At 57.3% G+C, this 22,558-nt stretch carries 18 protein-coding genes; 9 read left to right on the top strand and 9 right to left on the bottom strand.

The window, feature by feature from the left end:
* Positions 1-23: 23 nt before the first annotated feature.
* Positions 24-338, bottom strand: a complete 315-nt coding sequence (gene rplU / locus ACIQYF_RS12430; RefSeq protein ID WP_026014348.1) for a 50S ribosomal protein L21 — start codon at positions 336-338, stop codon at positions 24-26.
* A 241-nt stretch (positions 339-579) separates the two neighbouring features.
* On the opposite strand from rplU, the gene ACIQYF_RS12435 reads away from it, so the two are divergent.
* The 3 genes from ACIQYF_RS12435 (at position 580) to ACIQYF_RS12445 (ending at position 2,524) form a co-directional block, all read left to right on the top strand.
* Entirely contained in the window at positions 580-1,548 is a 969-nt protein-coding gene (locus tag ACIQYF_RS12435; protein WP_402861624.1) for a polyprenyl synthetase family protein, read from the top strand.
* Between the two features lie 163 nt (positions 1,549-1,711).
* Complete coding sequence (locus ACIQYF_RS12440) at positions 1,712-2,053, top strand: zinc ribbon domain-containing protein YjdM (protein ID WP_322237857.1); 342 nt, start codon at positions 1,712-1,714, stop codon at positions 2,051-2,053.
* Positions 2,054-2,251: 198 nt separating this feature from the next.
* Positions 2,252-2,524: a hypothetical protein gene (locus tag ACIQYF_RS12445; RefSeq protein WP_402861630.1), complete on the top strand. Its 273-nt coding sequence runs from the start codon at positions 2,252-2,254 to the stop codon at positions 2,522-2,524.
* An 86-nt stretch (positions 2,525-2,610) separates the two neighbouring features.
* Here the strand turns inward: ACIQYF_RS12445 and ACIQYF_RS12450 are convergent, their stop codons facing one another.
* Complete coding sequence (locus tag ACIQYF_RS12450) at positions 2,611-3,228, bottom strand: FKBP-type peptidyl-prolyl cis-trans isomerase (RefSeq protein ID WP_402861633.1); 618 nt, start codon at positions 3,226-3,228, stop codon at positions 2,611-2,613.
* A gap of 147 nt (positions 3,229-3,375) precedes the next feature.
* Complete coding sequence (locus tag ACIQYF_RS12455) at positions 3,376-3,864, bottom strand: TIGR00645 family protein (RefSeq protein ID WP_019411888.1); 489 nt, start codon at positions 3,862-3,864, stop codon at positions 3,376-3,378.
* Between the two features lie 141 nt (positions 3,865-4,005).
* On the opposite strand from ACIQYF_RS12455, the gene ACIQYF_RS12460 reads away from it, so the two are divergent.
* Positions 4,006-5,838 carry a hypothetical protein gene (locus tag ACIQYF_RS12460; RefSeq protein WP_402861637.1) on the top strand — a complete coding sequence of 611 codons (1,833 nt, stop codon included), beginning with the start codon at positions 4,006-4,008 and terminating at the stop codon, positions 5,836-5,838.
* A gap of 64 nt (positions 5,839-5,902) precedes the next feature.
* On the opposite strand, the gene ACIQYF_RS12465 is transcribed toward ACIQYF_RS12460, so the two are convergent.
* Positions 5,903-6,214 (bottom strand): hypothetical protein, encoded by a 312-nt coding sequence (locus ACIQYF_RS12465; RefSeq protein ID WP_402861640.1) that lies wholly within the window; start codon positions 6,212-6,214, stop codon positions 5,903-5,905.
* Between the two features lie 240 nt (positions 6,215-6,454).
* On the bottom strand, positions 6,455-8,893 hold the full coding sequence (locus tag ACIQYF_RS12470; RefSeq protein WP_402861643.1) for a Lon protease family protein: 2,439 nt from the start codon (positions 8,891-8,893) through the stop codon (positions 6,455-6,457).
* A 269-nt stretch (positions 8,894-9,162) separates the two neighbouring features.
* Between ACIQYF_RS12470 and ACIQYF_RS12475 the strand changes: the two genes are divergently transcribed.
* The 3 genes from ACIQYF_RS12475 to ACIQYF_RS12485 all read left to right on the top strand — a co-directional run bounded on the left by ACIQYF_RS12475 (position 9,163) and on the right by ACIQYF_RS12485 (position 12,205).
* Entirely contained in the window at positions 9,163-9,651 is a 489-nt protein-coding gene (locus ACIQYF_RS12475) for a DUF3015 domain-containing protein (protein WP_019411892.1), read from the top strand.
* Positions 9,652-9,729: 78 nt separating this feature from the next.
* The gene (locus ACIQYF_RS12480) at positions 9,730-11,583 is read left to right on the top strand and encodes a DUF4105 domain-containing protein (RefSeq protein ID WP_402861647.1); all 1,854 of its coding nucleotides are present in this window, start codon (positions 9,730-9,732) and stop codon (positions 11,581-11,583) included.
* A gap of 115 nt (positions 11,584-11,698) precedes the next feature.
* Complete coding sequence (locus ACIQYF_RS12485; RefSeq protein WP_402861650.1) at positions 11,699-12,205, top strand: GreA/GreB family elongation factor; 507 nt, start codon at positions 11,699-11,701, stop codon at positions 12,203-12,205.
* Here ACIQYF_RS12485 and gdhA read toward each other — a convergent pair.
* A complete protein-coding gene (gene gdhA, locus ACIQYF_RS12490) occupies positions 12,190-13,527 on the bottom strand; it encodes an NADP-specific glutamate dehydrogenase (RefSeq protein WP_402861653.1) in 1,338 nt (445 codons plus the stop codon). The genes ACIQYF_RS12485 and gdhA overlap by 16 nt on opposite strands.
* A gap of 365 nt (positions 13,528-13,892) precedes the next feature.
* Entirely contained in the window at positions 13,893-15,560 is a 1,668-nt protein-coding gene (ettA, locus tag ACIQYF_RS12495; RefSeq protein WP_047273569.1) for an energy-dependent translational throttle protein EttA, read from the bottom strand.
* A gap of 407 nt (positions 15,561-15,967) precedes the next feature.
* On the opposite strand from ettA, the gene ACIQYF_RS12500 reads away from it, so the two are divergent.
* Complete coding sequence (locus tag ACIQYF_RS12500; protein ID WP_402861956.1) at positions 15,968-19,714, top strand: EAL domain-containing protein; 3,747 nt, start codon at positions 15,968-15,970, stop codon at positions 19,712-19,714.
* A gap of 91 nt (positions 19,715-19,805) precedes the next feature.
* On the top strand, positions 19,806-21,059 hold the full coding sequence (gene glyA / locus ACIQYF_RS12505) for a serine hydroxymethyltransferase (RefSeq protein WP_402861656.1): 1,254 nt from the start codon (positions 19,806-19,808) through the stop codon (positions 21,057-21,059).
* A gap of 174 nt (positions 21,060-21,233) precedes the next feature.
* On the opposite strand, the gene yjiA is transcribed toward glyA, so the two are convergent.
* Positions 21,234-22,205 carry a GTPase gene (gene yjiA / locus ACIQYF_RS12510; RefSeq protein ID WP_402861659.1) on the bottom strand — a complete coding sequence of 324 codons (972 nt, stop codon included), beginning with the start codon at positions 22,203-22,205 and terminating at the stop codon, positions 21,234-21,236.
* A gap of 147 nt (positions 22,206-22,352) precedes the next feature.
* Positions 22,353-22,550 (bottom strand): YbdD/YjiX family protein, encoded by a 198-nt coding sequence (locus tag ACIQYF_RS12515; RefSeq protein ID WP_007937254.1) that lies wholly within the window; start codon positions 22,548-22,550, stop codon positions 22,353-22,355.
* Between the last annotated feature and the right edge of the window lie 8 nt (positions 22,551-22,558).

A 22,558-nucleotide genomic window follows, 5' to 3' on the forward strand; every position in this document is an offset into this window, starting at 1 on the left:
CCTATTGAGGAATTAGGCTGAAATTAAGCCTGAATACCGGTGATTTTGATCTCGGTGTACCACTGGCGGTGGCCCATACGCTTCATGTGGTGCTTACGACGACGGAACTTGATGATGCGGATTTTGTCGTGACGACCTTGGGAAATCACTTCAGCAACAACAGTGGCGCCAGCAACAACTGGAGCGCCGATATTTACGTCATCGCCATTGGCGACCAACAGAACGCGATCAAAAGTTACGGATTCGCCAGTAGCGACTTCCAGTTTCTCGATCTTCAGGTATTCACCTGGTGCTACTTTGTATTGCTTGCCACCAGTAACGATTACTGCGTACGACATGGTATTTCTCCGATAATCCTGCTCACCCAGCGCTTTATAGGTAAAGGTATTGGCTGGCATGGCTGCATGGGGCTGGAACGGCCCAAGTGCAATTGCGTAAGGCAGGTGCTGCCCAGGAAGTTCAGGGTGCGCGATTGTACGCAAGGTGCGTTCGGGTTGCAAGTGGCCGCCCATCACGCCTTGACAGGTCCAGCCCCCCGACCTAGCATGCCGCGCAACCCTTCTGGAGCACCTGTCGCTGATGCAACCCCAAGCTTTCTACCGCGCGGTGGCGGACGATTTTAGCGCCGTCGACGGCATCATCAAGAAACAGCTGACTTCACGTGTGCCGCTGGTCTCGAAAATCGGCGACTACATTACTTCGGCCGGCGGCAAACGCCTTCGTCCTTTATTAGTGCTGCTGTGTGGCAAGGCCTTGGGTCGCGAAGGCGACGACCTGCGCCTGCTTGCCGCCACTATTGAGTTCCTGCACACCGCGACCCTGCTGCACGACGACGTGGTCGACATGTCCGGCATGCGCCGTGGCCGCAAGACCGCCAACGCCACGTGGGGCAACGCTCCCAGCGTATTGGTCGGCGACTTCCTGTACTCGCGCTCTTTCGAAATGATGGTTGAGCTGGGCTCCATGCCCGTGATGAAGATCCTGTCCAAAGCCACTCGCATCATTGCTGAAGGCGAAGTGTTGCAACTGTCTAAAGTACGGGACGCCAGCACTACCGAAGAAATCTATATGGAAGTCATTCGCGGCAAGACCGCGATGCTGTTCGAGGCTTCGACTCACAGCGCCGCGGCGCTGGCCGGTGCAACGCCTGAGCAAAGCGAAGCGCTGCGCACCTTTGGCGACCACTTGGGCGTGGCGTTCCAGTTGGTAGACGACCTGCTCGACTACCGTGGCGACGCAGAATCGCTGGGCAAAAACGTCGGTGATGACCTGGCAGAAGGCAAACCAACCTTGCCGCTGATCTACACCATGCGTGAAGGCACGCCAGAGCAAGCCGCCCTGGTACGCACAGCCATTCAAAAAGGTGGCATCGAAGACCTCGAAAGCATCCGCGCAGCCGTTGAAGCTTCGGGTTCGCTGGACTACACCGCACAACTGGCACGCGATTTCGTCGCCCGCGCCATTACCTGCCTTGAAGCCTTGCCGCCAAGCCAATACCGCGATGCATTGGTTGAACTGAGCGAGTTTGCGGTCGCCCGTACGCACTGATTAACTCGCGCGGGAGCTGCTGCAGGCTGCGATCGTTTGATTTTAAGGTCAAAAAATCGCAGCCTGCGGCAGCTCCCACGGTCTCAAAACGACTGCCCCCCCTCCCGGCAAAAACCCTATATAATGCGCGCCTTTTAGCCAGCCTGACCCTTAAGGAGCTTTAGTGAGCACGTTGCCACCCTGCCCAAAATGCAACTCCGAGTACACCTACGAAGACGGCGCTCAGCTGATCTGCCCGGAATGCGCCCATGAGTGGTCCGCCAGCGGCGATGCTGAAGAAGCCAGCGATGCAAAAGTCTACAAAGACTCCGCAGGCACGGTCCTGAACGACGGCGACACCATCACCGTGATCAAAGACCTGAAAATCAAAGGCACTTCCCTGGTAGTCAAAGTCGGCACAAAGGTTAAAAACATCCGTCTGTGCGATGGCGACCACGATATCGACTGCAAAATCGACGGTATCGGCCCAATGAAGCTCAAGTCCGAGTTCGTGCGCAAGGTCTGATTCGGCTGCCTTTCTTCCTGCGTTTCGCGCAGGAAGGGGCGACTTGTCCCCCGCAACACCCCCCTCGCAATATCAAAAAGCCAGCCTCTTTGACCCAGGGCAGTTTTTACCTGGAAGAATAAGAAATCTGCCAATAGGCACTTGCTATTAAATAAATAAGAATTATTCTCATTGTCATTCATCACGGAGATGACGACCATGACTTATTTAATTGATGCCTGGCTGGACCGTCTGCACCCCTACCTAAGAATCCTGCACCGGGAAACCGGAGAAGTCTGTGCAGTACTGGAAGAAGAAGCGCTCAACGAGCTGCAGGATCAGGGCGACCTGGATTTCAATGGCCTCAACTCAAGCGAGCCTGGGGTGCTCAAGGAGTTGGTGCGCAATCTGTTTCTGTTTTGCTATGCCCGGGCATTGCGCCCCATTGGCACGGCTGACACTCACGAGCATCACGCCAAAATAGAAATATGACGGCTCGACGGCACTAAACAAAAGTGAACGCTGTAGGAGCGAGCTGGCCCGCTCCTACAGTAGATCTTCGCTAAAGTGCTGCGTTCTTACAGAACGTCCAGCAGCTCAACGTCGAATACCAGCACACTGTGCGGAGCAATGCTGCCAACGCCTTGGGCGCCGTAAGCCAGTTCGCTCGGCACATAGATGCGCCATTTGCTGCCAGCGTTCATCAGTTGCAGGGCTTCAGTCCAGCCAGCGATCACGCCACCCACCGGAAACTCGGCTGGCTGACCACGATCGTAGGAGCTGTCAAAAACAGAACCGTCGATCAGGGTGCCGTGGTAGTGAACACGAACGGTGTCTTCACGGGTTGGCTTGGCGCCTTCACCTGCGGTCACAACTTCGAATTGCAGACCGGAAGCCAAAGTGGTGATGCCGTCTTTCTTGGCGTTTTCAGCCAGGAAAGCCTTGCCTTCGCCTGCTGCAGCTTCTGCTTTCGCAGCGGCTTCAGCTTGCATGATCTCGCGGATCACTTTAAAGCTGGCAGACAGCTCTTCTTGGCCAACACGGCTTTCCTTGCCTGCGTAAGCGTCAGTCAGGCCAGCCAGGATTGCATCCAGGCTCACGCCCGGCGGCGGGTTGTCGCGCAGTTGGTCGCCCAGTTGACGGCCAATGCCGTAGCTAACGCGGGTTTCGTCGGTCGACAGATTTACTTCGGACATAACACTGCTCCGTTGTAGGGCGATCAAAAACAGCCATTTTGTGGCCGCTATTTCCCAATCGCTCAGATCCAAAAAAGGGCGAGCAGACTACCACAGCCCCCAAAGCCTTCGCAGCCCGGGTTCGTGTGCTGCACATCACGACAAGCCTCAGTGCTTGGTCAGCTTGTCGAGATACCCCATCGCAAACGCCGACACCACGAAGGTCATGTGAATAATCACGTACCACATCAGGTATTGGGTTTCGATATTGCGCGCGTCCATGAAGACCCGCAGCAGGTGGATCGAAGAGATGGCCACAATCGAGGCAGCGACTTTCATCTTCAACGAAGTTGAGTCCATCGTGCCCAGCCAACTAAGCTTCTCTTTGTCCCCACCGATATCCAGTTGCGAAACGAAGTTCTCGTAACCCGAGATCATCACCATCACCAGCAAGCCGCCAACCAGCGCCATATCGATCAGCGACAGGATGACCAGGATCAAGTCCGATTCAGTTAGCGCGAACACGTTGGGGATTACGTGAAACACTTCCTGGAAGAATTTCAACGCCAAAGCCAACAACCCCAACGACAGGCCGAAGTAAATGGGCGCCAAAATCCAGCGCGAGGCGTACATTGCGTTCTCGATAAAACGTTCCATTGAATCTCACAGGCAGTCAAAAATGGGCGCGAGTATATCAGCCACAAAACGACAGAGATAAAGCGCCGGACACACCCGGTAAAAACATTTTCTGCTAGTGTCGTCCTTATCAGCATCGTTTACGGACAGGAAAACTGAACAATGGATCTGCGACTCCCCTTGGCGTGTCTCGGGCTTACAACGGCTTTTCTCATGGCGGGCGGCTGCTCACCTGACGACAAACACCAGCAAGCCAGCCTTGAAGAAAGGACCGCAGCGTTCGAAAAGAACCTCGATACCATTCAGGATCAACAGCTTAAAGACGCAGTAGCCGACCTCGGAGGCTCATTGCTGTTGCTGGAACGCGCCCGCATCAAGCTGCAAGACAAAGCCATCGAAACCGAATACGGCACTGACGAACTCGCGCAGCTTAAGCACTACCCCACCAGTCAGGCGCTGAGCGATGCCTATATCAATGGCCTGTTTGTAGTACGCAAGAACTCCAGTTCCGATTACCTGACCGACCTTGAACCCATTTTTCCGTTCTCCCAGAACAATGCCGCCGACTTTCCCTTCCCGCACGCTTTGGAATGGCAGTCAGTGACGCTGAGTAACAAACACGTGGTGCCCTTTCAGGCCGAATGGTCAGAAACGGACTCCGGCATCCAGCTCAGCCCCTCCAGCGCCAACTTGAGCAACCCGGACGACCTGACCGTCACCTACCCCTATATCGACGGGGTCGAGACCGAAAACATTCAGCAACCGCAACCGGTGCTGCTGCACGGCGAGGCCGAAGTGATCGCGCCGGGGAACGTGGTCAACCTCACCCTGACCAGCAAGGACGTGGGCAAGACCCGCACCGACGGCACGATCAGCGTGAAGCTGCTGGCATTGGGTAAAAACTTCGCCGAAGTTGACATCAACAACAGCGCCCCGCTGGCCGAAGAAGTGCGCGACACCGAACTCAATCCGCTGATCATTCAAGCCCGCGACAAGACCGGGCAATTCCTGTCACGCGCAGGCTCGATCAATGAGAATGCCGAGCAACTGGCGTTTTACCAACAGCAACTGGCAGAAATGCTCAAGCAAACGGCCTGGAGCGAAGCGTTCGCACAGCAACTGGACACCGAACAAAAAGCCTTTGAGCAAAAACACCCGCACCACTACAGCAAGGTGTATTTCAACGGCACGATTGAAAACCTCGACATCAGCGTGCTCGACTTCTCGACCGCCAATGTCACCCGCAAAACCCTCGACCTCCCCGTGCGCCGGCTCGACAAAAATGTCGTCGGCAAAGATATTCAGCCGCTACCGCTGTCAGTCGTGGTGTATGACGACCAGGCCGCCAATTACCTGAAAGACGCCACCCTTGACCCTGAGCAACTGAAAAAGAGCGTAGTGATCAGCCAGTCCGTAGAGGACGCCAGCGCTGCCACACTTGAGTTCAGCCACCCACCCACTTTCAATGACGAACTGCTGGGTGCCCTGCCTGAGAGCGCTGACACACCCGTGACCTTCTTTGCCGAGGATGAGAACGGCAAACGCGGCGAGCCGCTGGAACTGCCTGTCGAAGCTTTCGACGCCGATCCGAAAACCGGGGTGATCACCTATGATCTCAACCTGTTCCCGGAAACACCGGTCTATGCCATTGGCTCAATGCCGTTGTACCTGGCCAACATTGATAAACAGACTCTGGACGTTGCTCACCTGCCCAAAGGCCTGGAGCTCAAAGGCAACGCCCTGATCGTTGATCAAAAACTGTTCCCTTCCGAGGCGTGGCGCTTTTACGCCAAGGACGACACCGGCAACTACCTCAAAGAAGTGCTCGCCGTCAGCCACAGCGCCGAAGCGAATGGCCCGGCACTGTTCGACGTGCACTACTTTTATGGGCAGCCGACGCATCTCGAAAGCTATGCCCGCACGTCACTGGAACCTGTCGAGTACGGCTTTGACGTCAAACTGGACAAAGTGCCAGAAGTGACGCCGCCGCGCTAAACACGCCACGCCATGCGGCTCACTTATGCGAAAACGGCCCCGACATGCGCTCGTAGCGCTTACCTTAAGAGTGGCAGCGTTCACCATTGATCTGACGCAACTGGGCCTGCACATGCAGGCACCAGATCTGCGGCGCATCGGCAAGCCGATAGCCGTGCAGGGTCAGGCTTTCAACAATGGACTCAAGAATGGTTTCAGCCACGAACGGGCCGGGGAATGGCCCCTGAGACTTGATGGTGGTCGGTTGCTCACCGGATAACCCTGCGGCAAACAGCAGCGTCCACATCCCTGTATTGCCTGCCAGAGGGCGAATGCTGCATTCAATGCGTGTTTCCAGGCCCAAACACTGACGAGTAAGACAAAGGTTGCGCGACATGGCGGCGCCCCTCGGTAGATCCTGTATCAGCCAGACAAAACAGGCTGCATCGTTCCAGTGACGACAGTAGAGTTCCTGAGCAGGAGCATAGAAGAAAAAACTGCCCCGCGACGCCGCCAAGACCAACGGAGGGCAAAACCTTGTAGCCGCTGCCCCAGGCTGTGTTGAGGACCGAAGGAGCTTCAGGGCTGCTCCGCCCCCCATCACAGCCTGCGGCAACGGCTACAAACGTGTTGTGGATCAGACCGGTGTTTGCGCGGCCAGGGTTTGCGCCAGCAACTCTTTTTCAGCTTCCTTGAGGTCATCGTCGCTGATCATTTCTGCAATCACCCGCAACCGCTCGACCACGCGCGCGTTGACGCTGCCCTCAGGGAACTGACCGTCTTCATCCGGCTCGCCTGCAGGCTCGCCCACCAGCAGGCTCAAGGCTTCATCGGCCTGACGAACTGCGTAAACGTGGAACTTGCCCTCACGCACCGCCTGTAGCACTTTTTCATCGAGCATCAAGGTCGCAACGTTGGCTTGAGGGATAATGGCCCCCTGCTCGCCCGTCAGACCGCGTGCTTCGCACAGTCGGAAGAAGCCCTCGATCTTCTCGTTTACCCCGCCCACCGCCTGCACTTCACCGAACTGATTGATAGAACCGGTGATGGCAAAGCACTGTTTGAGCGGCGTTTTCGAAAGGGCCGAAATCAACGTACAGGCTTCACCCAGCGAAGCGCTGTCGCCATCGACGTAACCGTACGACTGCTCCAACGCAATGCTCGCCGAAATCGCCAGCGGAAACTCCTGCGCGTAACGACTGCCCAGATAGCCCGTCAGAATCATCACACCCTTGGAGTGAATCGGCTGCCCGAGGTTAACTTCACGCTCAATATCGACAATGCCGCTGCCGCCTGGATACACCGTGGCCGAGATACGCGCCGGCACACCGAACGCCGAGTCACCGACCTCCAGCACCGTCAGCCCGTTGCACTTGCCCACCGCCGCACCGTCGGTGTCGATCAGAATGATCCCCGCCAGCATGTCGTCAAGAATCCGCGCCGATACGCGCCCGGTACGGGTCGCCTTGGCTTTGAGCGCACGCTCGATGTGGCCTGCGTCTGTCATTTCATCGTTGGCCAAATGACGGATAAAGTCCGCCTCGCTGACCAACTGGAACAGGTCGCCAATGCGTGCCGATAACCGCCCCTGATGCTCGGCCAGACGCGCGCTGTAGGTCGCCAGACGCGCCACGGCATCCGCTGTCAGCGGCGCCATGCCTTCCTCCGAGGTGCGGGTAGTGAGCAACTGAGCGAACTGCTCAAGGCTCTCGTCGACCATCGGGATGTCTTCGTCAAAGTCCACCAGCACCCGGAACATCTCCTGGAAGTCCGGATCGAGGTCTTGCAGCGTGTAGTACAGCTGACGCGCACCAATGATGATGACTTTGACCTGCAGCGCAATCACCTGCGGGCTCAGGCTCACGGTGGCCATACGCCCCAGCTCGCCCAGCGGCGATTCCATTTTCAGCTTGCGCGATTGCAACGCCCGCTTAAGCGCATCCCAGACGAAGGGCTCGCTGAGCATCTTCTCGGCTTCGAGAATCAAAAAGCCGCCATTGGCACGGTGCAACGCGCCGGGGCGCAACTGCCGATAGGTGGTATACAGCGCACCTTGGTCAGTGCTGTATTCGATGCGACCGAACAGGTTGTCGTAGGTCGGATGCGGCTCAAATACCACCGGCGCGCCACCGCTCATCGGCTGCCCCACAACCAGGCTTGGCAGGTATTGCTCTTCGAGCAACTTGCGCGCCTGAGCGTCTGTTTTGCTGTCGTCGACCAGTTGCTCGACCACGGTTTTGAGCAGGTACACCTGCATGGCCTGCAAATACCCACACACCGCACCGTTTTCGGCGTATTTCTGTGACAACGGCGACAACAGCGGTTGCAGCGCCAGGGTAATGGTCTCTTCGTTCAGTTGGCGCAGTTGATTGTTCGACTCGCGCTTCCACTGGGGCAGGCTGGCCAGCTCTTCGTTGAGGCGCTCCTCCAGGCCCGAAATATCTTCGTGAAACCGCTCACGCTCTTCTTCGGGCAACTGCGAAAACTCGGCCTCATCCAGCGCCTTGCCATCGCTCATCGGGGTAAATGCCACATTGCTGCTGTCGCGGTACAGCGCCACGCCTTTTTCCAGGGCCAGGCGCTCGATCACATCCAGAGCACGGTCGTAGCGCTGATTGAAGCCACGGTCGATCGCACTTTTGCGCTGCTGATACGTTGGGTGTTCAAACACTGCCGGAAACGTCGCCAACAGGTTATCGATCAGGCCATTGATGTCCGCGATAAAGGCGCCCGCAGTGCTTGCAGGCAGCTCCAGCGCGCGCGGCTCACGCGGGTCGTCGTAGTTATTGACGTACACCCAGTCGCTGGGCGACTTAAGGCGTTTGCCCTCGGCCTTGAGGTAACGCTTCACAAATGAAAAGCGCCCCGTACCCGGTTCGCCCATCACAAATACGTTGTAACCCGGACGTGGCATCGCCACGCCAAACTGCAAGGCTTCGACCGCACGCTCCTGGCCGAGAATGCCGCGAAAGGGTTCTAAATCATTGGTGGTCGAGAAGCTGAACTGTTCAGCGGAGAACGGACGGGTTAGCGCGTCAGGCGCTATACGCAAGCTGGCAGCAACAGAATCAGGCATCGGGCTTCCTTACATCAGGCAGGGCAGATGGCAGCATTCTGGCGCTGGCTGTGCACCACTGGCAAGGCGTGCAACACGTGAATTCTCAAGGCCCAATGTTTACGGGCAAAAAATCTCCACATTCCGGGATTGTTTTACAAAAAGTCACGGAACCTGTGGATCGTGCCTAGACTCCTAACTGTTACGAGGCTGGATTAATAACCAACCCGTACTGGCGCTTCAGGGCCAGACCCCTTGTCCATTGGTTGCACACACAGAGAACAAAGCTTATGAAACGGATTCTTCTCGGTACTCTCTTTACAGTTGTTTCCCTCAATGCCATGGCGCAAGCACCGGGCGGCCCGAACTGCGGTTGGGGCAACATGCTGTTTGAAGGTCAGCGCGGCACACCCGCTCACTTCCTGGCCTCCACCACCAACGGCACCTCCGGTAACGCAACGTTCGGTATGACATCCGGCACCAACGGCTGTACCACCAAAGACGCCCTGACTTATGGCGGCAAATCGTGGATTGCCATGAATGGCATGATGAACGAGCTGTCCGAAGACATGGCCAAAGGCAATGGCGAAGCACTCACCACCTACGCGGTGGTTCTGGGTGTTGCCCCTGAAGACCGCGAGCACTTTGCCGCTGTCACCCACGAGCACTTCCAGCAAATTTTCAGCAAGGCTGACGTTACTGCTGACGATGTGCATAACAACACACTGGCCGTTCTCAAAAGCGACGCACGCCTGTCCAAGTATGCAACTGCTGCGTAATACATAAGACCCGCCCGCTCCTTTCGGAGCGGGCATTTACCTGTTTCATTTCTATTCGTCTGACAACAGTTGCCCACCATGCTCAAACGCCTTGCCTATCTGGCGCTCTGTGCCTGCGCCCCGCTGTACGCCGCGCCCAATATCGACAATCAACGTTTGCAGCAGTTAGCCAACGATCCGTTCTGGATCTCCCTGGGCCATTACGAAGCCCGCAAGCTCGGCGGCTGGCGAAGCTATGTCAGCGACACAACGTTCTTTCTCGCCCCCGACGGCGCTCACCACCCGGACGCCGAACTGCGTGCCACCGTCCAGGCGTTGTATGCGCCCTTGAACCTGGGCGACAAACACCCGCAGTGCGTGTACCCGGCCCGCACCCGCTGGCTCAAGGCCCAACTGAACCTGACCGACCTGCCCAAGGCTGAGTGCACAGAGTTCACGCAATGGTTCAAAGACGTCGCCCCTCACAGCACCGTGATGATCTTCCCGGCGGCGTACCTCAACAGCCCGTCGTCCATGTTCGGCCACACCTTGCTGCGCATTGACCAGGCGGACGTGCAGAGCAACAAGACTGCACTGCTCAGTTACGCGATCAACTTTGGTGCCTACATCGAAGGGTCAGACAACAGCATTCTGTACGCCTGGAAAGGGTTGGCCGGAGGGTATCCCGGCCTGTTCGCCCTGGTGCCCTACCAGGAAAAACTCTCGGAGTACCGCAGCCTCGAAAACCGTGACCTGTGGGAATACCGACTCAACCTGACACCCGAAGAAACTCAGCGCATGGTTGAACATGTGTGGGAACTGAAACAAATCCAGTTCGACTACTTCTTCTTCGATGAAAACTGCTCGTACCGCCTGCTGGAACTGTTGCAAGTGGCTCGCCCCGGATTGCAACTGACCACCCAATTCCCCCTGACCGCGATTCCGACCGACACCGTTAAAGCGGTCAAGGAAGCCGGGCTGGTAGAAAGCATCGAATACCGCCCTTCCCGCGAGCGTGAGCTGCTGGACCGGGCCAAAGTCCTCGACCCCGAAGAGCAGCAATGGGTGTTGCAGGTCAGTGCTGATCAATCGCAACTGCAAAACCCCACGTTCAAGGCGCTGCCAAAAGAACGTCAGGCACTGATTATCGACGCGGCCTATCGCCTCGAACGCTACCGGGCCAATGGCCTTGAGCGCGACACCGAGCGCTCCCAACGCAGCTATGAGCTGCTGCGCGCCATCAACCAGAACCCGGCGCCAGAGTTGCAAGTCGAGAAACCCGAACTTCCAGAAAACGGCCACGAATCGCGCACCTGGCAACTGGGCGCAGGCAGCCGTGACGACAAGGCGTTTGCCGAATACGGCCTGCGCATGGCGTATCACGACCTCAACGACAACGCGCCGGGCTTCCCGCTGGGTGCGCAGATTGAAATCCTGCAACTCAAACTGCGCCAATACGAAGGCAATCATTGGCAAGTTCAGCAGTTGGACCTGGCCAACATCCGCTCGCTGACCCCGCGCAACGACCTGCTGCAACCCTGGTCGTGGCAAGTGGGTGGCGGGCTTGAGCGGGTGCTGGGCAAACATGGCGATGAACGGCTAGTCACCCACGTCAATGGCGGCGCGGGCGGCACCTGGCAGCTCAGCGACAACCTGCTGGGGTTTGCCTTGGGCACCGTGCGCGTGGAACACAACAACGACTTCGCTGCGTTTGTGTCACCGGCGGCGGGCTACAACACCGGTGTGCTGTGGCGTAACCCGGTGGGTAACCTGAGCCTGGAAGCCAAGAGTGACTACTTCACCAATGGCGAAGTGCGCCGTAGCCTGAGCCTGAATCAGCAATGGGAAGTCTCCCGCAATCTGGGCCTGCGACTGACCGCACAGCGTGAGTTCAGCCACCTTAGCTCACCGGTCAACGAAGTGATGCTGGAACTTAAGTGGTATCACTACTAGTCCAACCCGTATGAGCGGACGTCCCCGCTCACACGGGGGATTGGTGATAAGCGCAGATCAGCTGTGAACTACGCTTAAAAACGCGATTTCTGAACCCATCAATGGGACAACCACCATGAGCCGTGCGTTTGTAAACGAAGACAGTGCTGCCAATCAAAGCAACGTGCCGATTGAGCGTCAAGTCAGTGAACAACCCAATTACGTGACTGAAGCAGGCCATGCGCAACTCCACGCCAAAGTCACTGAGCTGCAACGCCAGCACAGCGCTGAAGCGGCCCGCAAGGACTCGGCCGACCCGCAGCATCTGGCTGATATGGAACGCGACCTGCGTTACTTCAATCAACGCCTGCTAAGCGCCCACGTGGTCGCCCCAGCCTCGTCGACGACGAAGGTACAGATCGGCAGTTGGGTCACGTATGTCGACGAACACGGCAAGCAACGGCGCGTTCAATTAGTCGGGGAAGATCAGGCCGATGCAGCGCAGGGCTTGATCAACTGGGGCTCACCGCTGGGTCGCGCGCTGTTGGGCGCGCAACTGGGCGATGAAGTGTTGTGGCTGCGACCCGCAGGCGATCTGCAGGTCGAAATCTTATTGATTGAACCGGCTTACACCACGCCCTGAGCCAGCATGGCGTCAGCCACTTTGACGAAGCCTGCAATGTTGGCGCCTTTGACGTAGTTGATACGGCCGTTTTCTTCGCCATAGTGCACACATGCGTGGTGGATGGATTGCATGATGTTGTGCAACTTGCTGTCCACCTCACCCGCTGTCCACAGCAAGCGCATGGCGTTTTGCGACATTTCCAGACCGCTCACAGCCACGCCTCCCGCGTTCGATGCCTTGCCCGGGGCAAACAAAATACCGGCCTCGATAAACAGGTCAACGGCCTCAAGGGTCGTCGGCATGTTCGCGCCTTCAGCGACGCACACGCAGCCATTGGTCAGCAGCGTACGCGCGGCGTCGGCGTCCAATTCATTTTGCGTGGCACACGGCAAAGCGATGTCGCACGCCAGATTCCACGGGTGCTGACCGGCCAGGAACTCCAGACCGAATTGGCTGGCCAGTTCACTGATACGGCCACGCTTGACGTTCTTGAGGTCCATCAGCGCGTCCCACTGCTCATCGCTCAAGCCGGCTTCGCAGTACAGGGTGCCTTCGGAGTCAGACAGGGAAATGACCTTACCGCCCAAGTCCATGACTTTACGTGCCGCGTATTGCGCCACGTTGCCCGAACCTGAAATGGCCACACGCTTGCCATCAATGCGCTGACCGCTGCGCTTGAGCATCTCTTGGGCGAAATACACACAACCAAAACCGGTGGCTTCCGGGCGAATAAGGCTGCCGCCGTAGCTCATGCCCTTGCCGGTCAGTACAGAGGTGAACTGATTGCTCAGACGCTTGTACTGGCCAAACAAGAAGCCGATTTCGCGGGCTCCCACACCAATGTCGCCTGCTGGTACGTCAACATCGGAACCGATGTGGCGATACAGTTCGCTCATAAAGGCCTGGCAGAAACGCATGACTTCGGCGTCGCTCTTACCCTTGGGGTTGAAGTCGGAGCCGCCTTTACCGCCGCCCATCGGCAACGAGGTCAGGGAGTTTTTAAAGGTTTGCTCGAACGCCAGGAACTTCAGAACGCCCAGGTTCACCGACGGGTGGAAGCGCAGACCGCCTTTGTATGGGCCAATGGCGCTGTTCATCTGGATGCGGAAACCACGGTTAACCCGGACCTTACCTTCGTCGTCGACCCACGACACGCGGAACACAATCGCACGTTCCGGTTCACAAATGCGCTCAAGAATGCCTGAAGTCAGGTAATGCGGATTGGCTTCAAGAAATGGCCACAGACTGCGCAGGACTTCTTCCACTGCCTGGTGGAATTCTGGCTGGTCCGGGTCACGTTTTTTCAGGCGGGCAAGGAAGTGGTCGACAGATTCGATCATAGGAAAGTCTCGGCAAATTTGTTGTCGTTAAACGGAGATTGGCCGGAACTTTATCAATTCATGTCGCACCGCGACAGCGCAAAATGTCGCAGTTATGAATTTAAATGGTGCTTTTATATAAATAGAGCCTGTTTAAAGGCTATTTGCGCACCAAAAAAGTGATTCTTGTACCCAGTTTTGCACCAACAAAAACACCGATTCCGTAGCCGCTGACAAGGCACCCATGCTGTGAGAAAGGCCGAAGGACCTTGAAAAACAGGGCCGCTTCGCCCCCCATTGCAGCCTGTGTGCCTCGTTCGCGGCTACAAGGATTACGCAAAAAAAACGGAGCCCCGAGGGGCTCCGTCTTGTCTTGCAAACCGTGCTTACTGGGCCAGTTTTTTGTGACGCACACGGTGCGGCTGGGTGGCCGCTTCGCCGAGGCGCTTTTTGCGATCCGCTTCGTACTCGGTGTAGTTGCCTTCAAAGAAGACCGCTTGCGAATCGTCTTCGTACGCCAGGATGTGAGTCGCAACACGGTCAAGGAACCACCGATCGTGAGAGATCACAATGGCAGCGCCCGGGAAGTCCAGCAGCGCCTCTTCAAGCGAACGCAGGGTCTCAACGTCAAGGTCGTTGGACGGTTCGTCGAGCAGCAGCACGTTGGCGCCCTCTTTCAAGGTCAGGGCCAGGTGCAAGCGACCACGCTCACCACCGGACAGGTCCTTGACGAACTTCTGCTGGTCGCCACCTTTAAAGTTGAAACGGCCCACATAGGTACGCGACGGAATTTCGTAGTTACCAATGCGGATCACATCGGAACCATCGGAAATGGCCTGGAACACCGTCTTGCTGCCATCCAGGTCGTCACGGCTCTGGTCAACACACGCCAGTTGCACGGTTTCACCGATTTCGATGCTGCCCGAATCCGGCTGCTCCTTGCCCATCAGCATGCGGAACAGGGTCGACTTACCGGCACCGTTACCGCCGATCACGCCAACGATCGCGCCTTTAGGCATGGCGAACGACAGGTTGTCGATCAGCACGCGATCGCCGTAACCCTTGGATACGTTCTTGAACTCGATCACCTTGTCACCCAGGCGCGGACCGGCCGGGATGTAGATTTCGTTGGTTTCGCTGCGCTTCTGGAATTCCTGCGATTGCAGTTCTTCGAAGCGTTGCAGACGCGCCTTGGACTTGGACTGACGCGCCTTGGCACCTTTACGGACCCATTCCAACTCGTCTTTCATGGCCTTTTCATGGGCCGACTGCTGCTTGGATTCTTGGGCCAGACGATCGGACTTGGCTTCCAGCCAACCCGAGTAGTTGCCCTCGTAAGGAATACCAGCGCCGCGGTCGAGCTCCAGAATCCAGCCTGCAACGTTGTCCAGGAAGTAACGGTCGTGCGTAATCGCAACCACGGTACCCGGGAAGTCATGCAGGAAGTGCTCAAGCCAGGCCACCGAGTCGGCGTCCAAGTGGTTGGTCGGTTCGTCGAGCAGCAGCATGTCCGGGGCCGACAGCAGCAGGCGGCACAGGGCCACACGACGCTTCTCACCCCCCGACAGGTGTTCAACCTTGGCATCCCAGGCTGGCAGGCGCAGGGCGTCGGCCGCCACTTCCAGTTGACGCTCAAGGTTGTGACCGTCGCCAGCCTGCAGGATGGCTTCGAGCTTGGCCTGTTCAGCGGCCAGCTTGTCGAAGTCGGCATCGGGGTCCGCGTATTCAGCGTAAACCTGATCCAGACGCGCTTGCGCATCCTTGATCACGCTCACCGCCTCTTCGACCACCTCACGAACAGTTTTGCTTGGGTCCAGTTGCGGCTCTTGCGGCAAGTAGCCGATGTTCAAGTCCGGCATTGGACGGGCTTCGCCGTCGAACTCGGTGTCGACGCCCGCCATGATTTTCAGCAAAGTAGATTTACCCGAACCGTTAAGGCCCAGTACGCCAATTTTGGCGCCCGGGAAGAACGACAGGGAGATGTTTTTCAGGATTTCCCGCTTCGGCGGAACAACCTTACTCAGCCGATGCATGGTGAAAACGTATTGAGCCATGGATAACCTAGCGTCAGTGACTGATGATTAAGGCGCGAGCGATGCCCGGATCAGGCAATAGCACAAAGACAGGTATTGATTTCAATCAATGCCTGCTCGCAGAAAAAGCCTGAGTGTAGGAGCTAAAATGCCCTCGCGTAACCGGCAAAGCTACCTGAATGCGCGGTACAGGGCAAACCAGCGCAAGCCACAGGGCTGGCACTTTGCCACAGCCCAAGGCATGCTAGCCGCCCTATGGGTGTCCAGCTCACTTGAGGCGTCGCGCCATAGCAGCCAAAACGCAGGATCACAGCTTGCTCAACCTAAACCCGCAAACTCTCACTCATGTGCCGGGCCAAATCCTGGGTACACCTGTGCGCGGCACGTTAAAAGGCGCCCTGGCAACACTTGTTCTATTGTTGCTGGCGATGCTGTTCTGGTTATTGATTGAACAGTTCCAGGAAACGCTCAAGCAAGAGCACCAAGCCAGCATTAATTACAGCGCCGACCTGTCTGATCACATCAGCCTGAGTTTGGCCCTGCGAGCCGAAACGGCGCTCAACCTGCTCCCCATCTACGAAATACCCGAAAACGTGCAGCAACAACAGGCTCTGGTCGAGCAACTGCGCCCAACCTTGCCTGCACTGCAAAGCTTGGCCTTGTTGAATCTGTCAGGTGATGTGTTGCTGGACAGTACCGGCATCAGCCCTGATGCCGCATTTGTTAAGAACTGGGTCAAAAACATTCCGACGCAAGGCAGTGCCGATGTCTATTACTACGGCAATAGCAGTGACTCCAGCACCCTCTACCTGCTGCTGCGTCCGCCTATTGGCACCGTCAAAGGGTTTTGGCTGCTGCGCTTAAGCCCCGAGGCGCTGCAAAAACTGACGCGCCAGGTGTCGGGCAGTAACCGTGCGCAATGGCTGATCGAAAACAGCCAAAGCGCAAGAGTGCTCAGTCGCATGGATGGCCCCTCGACTTCAGTTACCCCACTCAGCCCTGCGGACCAAGACGATACGGTACTGCTGGCGCCTTTGAGCCATAGCGACTGGCAATTGCGCGGCCTGTTTAATCGTCACAAAGCGATGGCGCACCTGTTGCCTGGGTTAATTGGCAAAAGCCTGCTGGTTTTGTTGTTCTCGCTGTTGCCGATCCTGGCGCTGCTCAACATGCGCCAACGCCAGCGTCAATTGGACGAAGGGCGTCGACGCTATTACGACATTTTCGAAGGCACCGGGGTCGCGCTGTGTGTACTTGATCTCTCAAGCCTGCCCGGGTTTCTTGAGCGCGAAAAACTGCAAGACAGCGACACGCTCAAACACTGGCTGGACAACAACCCCGAGCAGCGTCGCGCATTGTTTGAGCAACTGCGTGTGACCGAAGTCAATCAGGTGGCCTTACAACTGTTGGACGTCAGCAGCGGTGAAGAAGCCTGGCAAAAGCTGATCAACGGCTGCCCGAGCAACAACCCGGCCATTGGCTACCAACTGGTCGAAGCCGTCCTTAATCAGCAGCAACAGCTCGAACTGGAAATAAAGCTCACCGATCCCCAGGGTCATGACCAGCATTTATGGCTGGTGCTGCGTCTGCCCGATGATCTGCAGGACTATCACGCGGTTATTTTGAGCATCAGCGATATCACCAGCCGCAAGCTGATCGAGCTGTCGCAGCAAGAACGCGAACGCTTTTGGTCAGATGTGGTGCGCACCGTGCCCGATCACCTCTATGTGCAAGATGTTAGCAGCCAGCGGATGATTTTCAGCAACCACCATCTGGGCCAAACCCTGGGCTACAACAGCGCCGAACTGAAGCAAATGGGCCCCTATTTCTGGGAGTTACTGCTTCACCCCGAAGACGCCGAGCACTATCACCACCTGCGCCAGCACCAGCTCAGCAGCGGCTATGCGCAAGGCCTGGAATGCCAACTGCGTTTCCGGCACCAGAGTGGCGTGTGGCGGCGTTTTGATATTCGCGAGCAAGCCCTGGTGCGCGGCATGGGCGATCAAGTCACGCGCATTGTCGGGGTGGCCAAGGACATCACCGATCAAATCGAAGCCAGCGAATCGCTGCGCGACAGCGAACACCGCTACCGGATGCTGGCCGAAAGCATCAGCGACGTGATTTTCTCTACCTCCAGCAACTTGCAGCTCAATTACGTCAGCCCTTCGGTGCAAACCGTTCTGGGTTACGACCCGACCTGGGTGTTCAACAACGGTTGGCGCTCGACCATTGCCAACCCGCTCCAACTGACAGGCATCTACAGCCTGATGGATCAAGTCAGTGCCGCACTGGAGCATCCGGAACAGCTGGCAGCCTTGCGTGCCCAAGTGAAAACCCACTTGTTCCTGCTCGACTGTTTGCGCGCTGACGGGCGCAAAATCCCGATCGAACTGCGTCTGGTACTGGTGTGGGATGAGCACGATAAATTCGAAGGTATTCTGGGCGTTGCCCGCGACATCAGCCAGCAACGCAGCGCGGAGAAAGACCTGCGCATGGCCGCGACGGTATTTGAACACTCCACCTCAGCGATTTTGATCACCGACCCGGCCGGCTACATCGTACAAGCCAACGAAGCCTTTAGTCGGGTCAGCGGATACGCCGTGTCTCAGGTGCTCGACCAGTTACCAAGCCTGCTGACCGTGGATGAGCAACAGCAGGCGCACTTGCAGTACGTGATCAAACAACTCAACCAGCACAACTCGTGGGAAGGCGAAGTCTGGCTCAAGCGGCGCAATGGCGAGCACTACCCGGCGTGGGTCGGTATTACTGCCGTGTTCGATGACGAAGGCGATCTGGCCAGCTACGTGTGCTTCTTCAGCGACATCAGCGAACGCAAGGCCAGCGAACAGCGGATCCACCGCCTGGCCTACTACGACGCCCTGACTCACCTGCCTAACCGCACGTTATTTCAGGACCGCCTGCACACCGCGTTGCAACAAGGTGAGCGGAACAAGTCGTGGGTAGTGCTGATGTTCCTTGACCTTGACCGCTTCAAGCCGATCAACGACTCCTTGGGCCACGCCGCGGGTGACCGCATGCTCAAAGACATGGCCACACGCCTGCTGGCCTGCGTCGATGACGACGACACCGTGGCGCGCATGGGCGGCGACGAATTCACCTTGCTCTTGCAGCCCCGTGCAACACGCGTCATGGCGCTGAACCAGGCGGTCAGCGTGGCGGAACAAATCCTCGCCAGTCTGGTGCAGCCGTTCGTCCTCGAAAATCGTGAGTTTTTCGTCACTGCCAGCATCGGCATCGCCCTGAGCCCGCAAGACGGCAATGAGCTCAGCCAACTGATGAAGAACGCCGACACCGCGATGTATCACGCCAAAGAACGCGGTAAAAACAACTTCCAGTTCTACCAAGCAGACATGAACGCCAGCGCCCTGGAGCGCCTGGAGCTCGAAAGCGACCTGCGCCACGCCCTGGAACAGCAAGAGTTCATCCTTTATTACCAGCCGCAATTCAGTGGCGATGGCAAACGCCTCACCGGCGTTGAAGCACTGCTGCGCTGGAATCATCCGCGTCGCGGACTGGTGCCGCCCGGCGACTTCATTCCGGTGCTGGAAGAGTTGGGTCTGGTGGTGGATGTGGGCGACTGGGTGCTCGCCGAGTCTTGCCGCCAGCTCAAGTGCTGGCATCAGGCGAAAGTGCGCGTGCCTAAGGTGTCGGTCAACATTTCAGTGCGCCAGTTCTCGGACGGCCAGCTCGGTACCCGAATTGCCAATATTCTCAAGGAAACCGGGCTGTCTCCTGCCTGCCTTGAACTGGAACTGACCGAGAGCATCCTGATGCGCGAAGTCAGCGAAGCGCTGCAAATTCTGGCCAGCCTGAAAAACCTGGGCCTGAGTATTGCCGTCGACGACTTTGGCACCGGTTACTCATCGCTTAACTACCTCAAACAGTTCCCGATTGACGTGCTCAAGATCGACCGCACGTTTGTCGACGGCCTGCCTGCAGGCGAGCAAGATGCACAAATTGTTCGCGCCATTATTGCAATGGCCCACAGCCTGAATCTGGCGGTTATCGCCGAAGGCGTGGAGACCCACGAGCAACTTGAGTTCTTGCGCGAGCACGGTTGCGACGAAGTGCAGGGTTATCTGTTCGGGCGCCCCATGCCTGCGCACTTGCTGGTCAAGCAATTGCAGGCTTACGGATTCAAGCTTGCAACTTAATCACGAATGCCGTGAATCGCTTTCATATGCCAGATAAAACCCATTGGGTTAGAATGCCCTTCTTTTCTGCCCCCGATCCTTGAGGACCGCCATGTTCAGCCGTGATTTGACCCTTGCCAAGTTCGACGCCGACCTTTTTGCCGCCATGGAGCAAGAAGCTCAGCGCCAGGAAGAACACATTGAGCTGATCGCTTCGGAAAACTACACCAGCCCTGCGGTGATGGAAGCTCAAGGTTCGGTACTGACCAACAAATACGCTGAAGGCTACCCAGGCAAGCGTTACTACGGCGGCTGTGAATACGTCGACGTGGTTGAGCAACTGGCGATCGATCGCGCAAAAGAACTGTTCGGCGCCGATTACGCCAACGTTCAGCCACACGCCGGTTCGCAAGCCAACAGCGCCGTTTACCTGGCCCTGCTGTCGGCGGGTGACACCATCCTGGGCATGAGCCTGGCCCACGGCGGTCACTTGACCCACGGCGCCAGCGTTTCGTCCTCGGGCAAACTGTACAACGCGATTCAATACGGCATCGACGCCAACGGCCTGATCGACTACGACGAAGTTGAACGCCTGGCGGTTGAACACAAGCCAAAAATGATCGTGGCCGGTTTCTCTGCCTACTCGCAAATCCTGGACTTCCCACGTTTCCGCGCTATCGCTGACAAAGTGGGCGCTTACCTGTTCGTCGACATGGCGCACGTAGCCGGTCTGGTCGCGGCGGGCGTTTACCCTAACCCGGTTCCATTTGCGGACGTGGTCACCACCACCACGCACAAGACCCTGCGCGGCCCACGTGGCGGCCTGATCCTGGCCAAAGCCAACGCCGAGATCGAGAAAAAGCTGAACTCGGCTGTTTTCCCAGGTTCGCAAGGCGGCCCGCTGGAACACGTCATCGCCGGCAAGGCGGTGTGCTTCAAAGAAGCCCTGCAACCTGAGTTCAAGGCTTACCAGCAACAAGTGGTGAAAAACGCCCAAGCCATGGCATCGGTGTTCATCGAGCGTGGTTTTGACGTGGTATCGGGCGGGACTGAAAACCACCTGTTCCTGCTGTCGCTGATCAAGCAAGACATCTCCGGTAAAGATGCTGACGCCGCTCTGGGTAAAGCCTTCATCACCGTGAACAAAAACTCCGTGCCTAACGACCCACGCTCCCCGTTCGTCACCTCGGGTCTGCGCTTCGGTACTCCGGCTGTTACCACTCGCGGCTTCAAAGTTGAAGAATGCCGTGAACTGGCGACCTGGATCTGCGACATCCTGGACGACATCAACAACGAAGCTGTGATTGATGCCGTTCGCGAGAAAGTAAAAGCCATCTGCAAAAAACTGCCTGTTTACGGCAACTGATTGCAAATAGCTGAATAAAAAGCCCGGCTCTTGAGCCGGGCTTTTTTGTGGCTGCTGACGGGAGGGCTCAAAAAATCGCGAGCAGCTCGCTCCTAAAGGTCAGATGGCGGCCGCTGTACGCGGGTGGGCGAACCGGTAACCTCAGCCAAACCTTGGGGCAGCTCCCACCGCTGATTACTCATCGGTCAGCCGAGCAAACCCTTCACGGATCTTGGCCTCGGGCAAATCATCGGCAATAAACACCATCACGCTTTCACGCGCTTCGTCATCGCGCCATTCGGTGTCCCAATCAAAGCCGTACAGTTTGAGTACGCCCTGAAACACCAAACGCCGATCTTCACCGGCAATGCTCAGCACACCTTTGTAACGCAGCAGTTGTTTGCCGTGCTCTTCGAGCAGGTCGTTCATAAACGCGCTGAGGCTGTCGATATCCAGCGGTTTGTCGGTGCGCAACACCAGGCTGGAGATACGGTCAATCGATGCCACCGGCTGCACCGGGCGCAAGCTCAAACCACCGCCCAGATCGGCGTTCAGGTTAAACCCGCGCACGTCCAGCAATTCGGCCAGATCGATTTTGCCGTGTTCAACCACTCGAATCGGTGCACGGCGGTTGATGCGCGTCAGGCGCTCGCTCAGCGCATCAAACGTGGTGTCATCCACCAAATCACGCTTGCTCACCAACAGCCGGTCAGCAAAGCCAATCTGCGCCTGGGCAATCGTCTGGCTCAAATGCACGTCAGCGTGGGCGGCATCGACGAGGGTGATAATGCCGTCCAGCAGGTAGCGCTCACGCAGTTCTTCATCAATGAAGAAGGTTTGTGCCACTGGCGCCGGGTCGGCCAGCCCCGTGCATTCGATGACTAGACGGTCGAAGGCGATTTCACCGCTGTCCAGCCGTTCAAGCAGCAAATACAGGGCTTTGGTCAGGTCGGTATGAATGGTGCAGCACACACAACCATTGGCCAGGGTCATGACTTGCACCGGCTCGTCGCCCAGCAATTGGGTGTCGATACCGGCGTCGCTGAATTCGTTTTCGATCACGGCAATTTTCAGCCCGTGTTCGGCCTTGAGCAGGTAGCGCAGCAAGGTGGTTTTACCGGCACCGAGAAATCCACTGAGGATGGTGACGGGGATGGGAGATGACATGCACAAGTCTCCAGAAACATGGCGCAAAAACCAATGTGGGAGCGGGCTTGCTCGCGATGGTATCAACCCGCTCAGTCAGACATACCGAGTCGATGCCATCGCGAGCAAGCCCGCTCCCACAGTTAGATATACCTCACCCTTGGCTGGTTAACAGCACTTGGGCCCGCCCTTGCCGCCATAACGGGCTTCTTGGCGCTCTCGAAAGAACGCCTCGTAGCTCATCACAGGCTTGTCCGGGTGTTTGGTTTGCATATGCTCGACGTAGTTGTCGTAGTCGGGCATGCCGACCATCAGGCGCGCGGCCTGACCGAGGTATTTACCGAGGCGACTCAGGTCATTGAACATGGTTGCAA

Source organism: Pseudomonas sp. NPDC096917 (assembly GCF_044762555.1).
Classification (GTDB): Bacteria; Pseudomonadota; Gammaproteobacteria; order Pseudomonadales; family Pseudomonadaceae; genus Aquipseudomonas.

What these genes read in the sequence shown, in the direction of transcription:
- rplU (WP_026014348.1), bottom strand. Translation starts at nt 338, where the DNA reads ATGTCGTACGCAGTAATCGTTACTGGTGGCAAGCAATACAAAGTAGCA.
- ACIQYF_RS12435 (WP_402861624.1), top strand. Translation starts at nt 580, where the DNA reads ATGCAACCCCAAGCTTTCTACCGCGCGGTGGCGGACGATTTTAGCGCC.
- ACIQYF_RS12445 (WP_402861630.1), top strand. Translation starts at nt 2,252, where the DNA reads ATGACTTATTTAATTGATGCCTGGCTGGACCGTCTGCACCCCTACCTA.
- ACIQYF_RS12450 (WP_402861633.1), bottom strand. Translation starts at nt 3,228, where the DNA reads ATGTCCGAAGTAAATCTGTCGACCGACGAAACCCGCGTTAGCTACGGC.
- ACIQYF_RS12455 (WP_019411888.1), bottom strand. Translation starts at nt 3,864, where the DNA reads ATGGAACGTTTTATCGAGAACGCAATGTACGCCTCGCGCTGGATTTTG.
- ACIQYF_RS12460 (WP_402861637.1), top strand. Translation starts at nt 4,006, where the DNA reads ATGGATCTGCGACTCCCCTTGGCGTGTCTCGGGCTTACAACGGCTTTT.
- ACIQYF_RS12465 (WP_402861640.1), bottom strand. Translation starts at nt 6,214, where the DNA reads ATGTCGCGCAACCTTTGTCTTACTCGTCAGTGTTTGGGCCTGGAAACA.
- ACIQYF_RS12470 (WP_402861643.1), bottom strand. Translation starts at nt 8,893, where the DNA reads ATGCCTGATTCTGTTGCTGCCAGCTTGCGTATAGCGCCTGACGCGCTA.
- ACIQYF_RS12475 (WP_019411892.1), top strand. Translation starts at nt 9,163, where the DNA reads ATGAAACGGATTCTTCTCGGTACTCTCTTTACAGTTGTTTCCCTCAAT.
- ACIQYF_RS12480 (WP_402861647.1), top strand. Translation starts at nt 9,730, where the DNA reads ATGCTCAAACGCCTTGCCTATCTGGCGCTCTGTGCCTGCGCCCCGCTG.
- ACIQYF_RS12485 (WP_402861650.1), top strand. Translation starts at nt 11,699, where the DNA reads ATGAGCCGTGCGTTTGTAAACGAAGACAGTGCTGCCAATCAAAGCAAC.
- gdhA (WP_402861653.1), bottom strand. Translation starts at nt 13,527, where the DNA reads ATGATCGAATCTGTCGACCACTTCCTTGCCCGCCTGAAAAAACGTGAC.
- ettA (WP_047273569.1), bottom strand. Translation starts at nt 15,560, where the DNA reads ATGGCTCAATACGTTTTCACCATGCATCGGCTGAGTAAGGTTGTTCCG.
- ACIQYF_RS12500 (WP_402861956.1), top strand. Translation starts at nt 15,968, where the DNA reads ATGCTGTTCTGGTTATTGATTGAACAGTTCCAGGAAACGCTCAAGCAA.
- glyA (WP_402861656.1), top strand. Translation starts at nt 19,806, where the DNA reads ATGTTCAGCCGTGATTTGACCCTTGCCAAGTTCGACGCCGACCTTTTT.
- yjiA (WP_402861659.1), bottom strand. Translation starts at nt 22,205, where the DNA reads ATGTCATCTCCCATCCCCGTCACCATCCTCAGTGGATTTCTCGGTGCC.
- ACIQYF_RS12515 (WP_007937254.1), bottom strand. Translation starts at nt 22,550, where the DNA reads ATGTTCAATGACCTGAGTCGCCTCGGTAAATACCTCGGTCAGGCCGCG.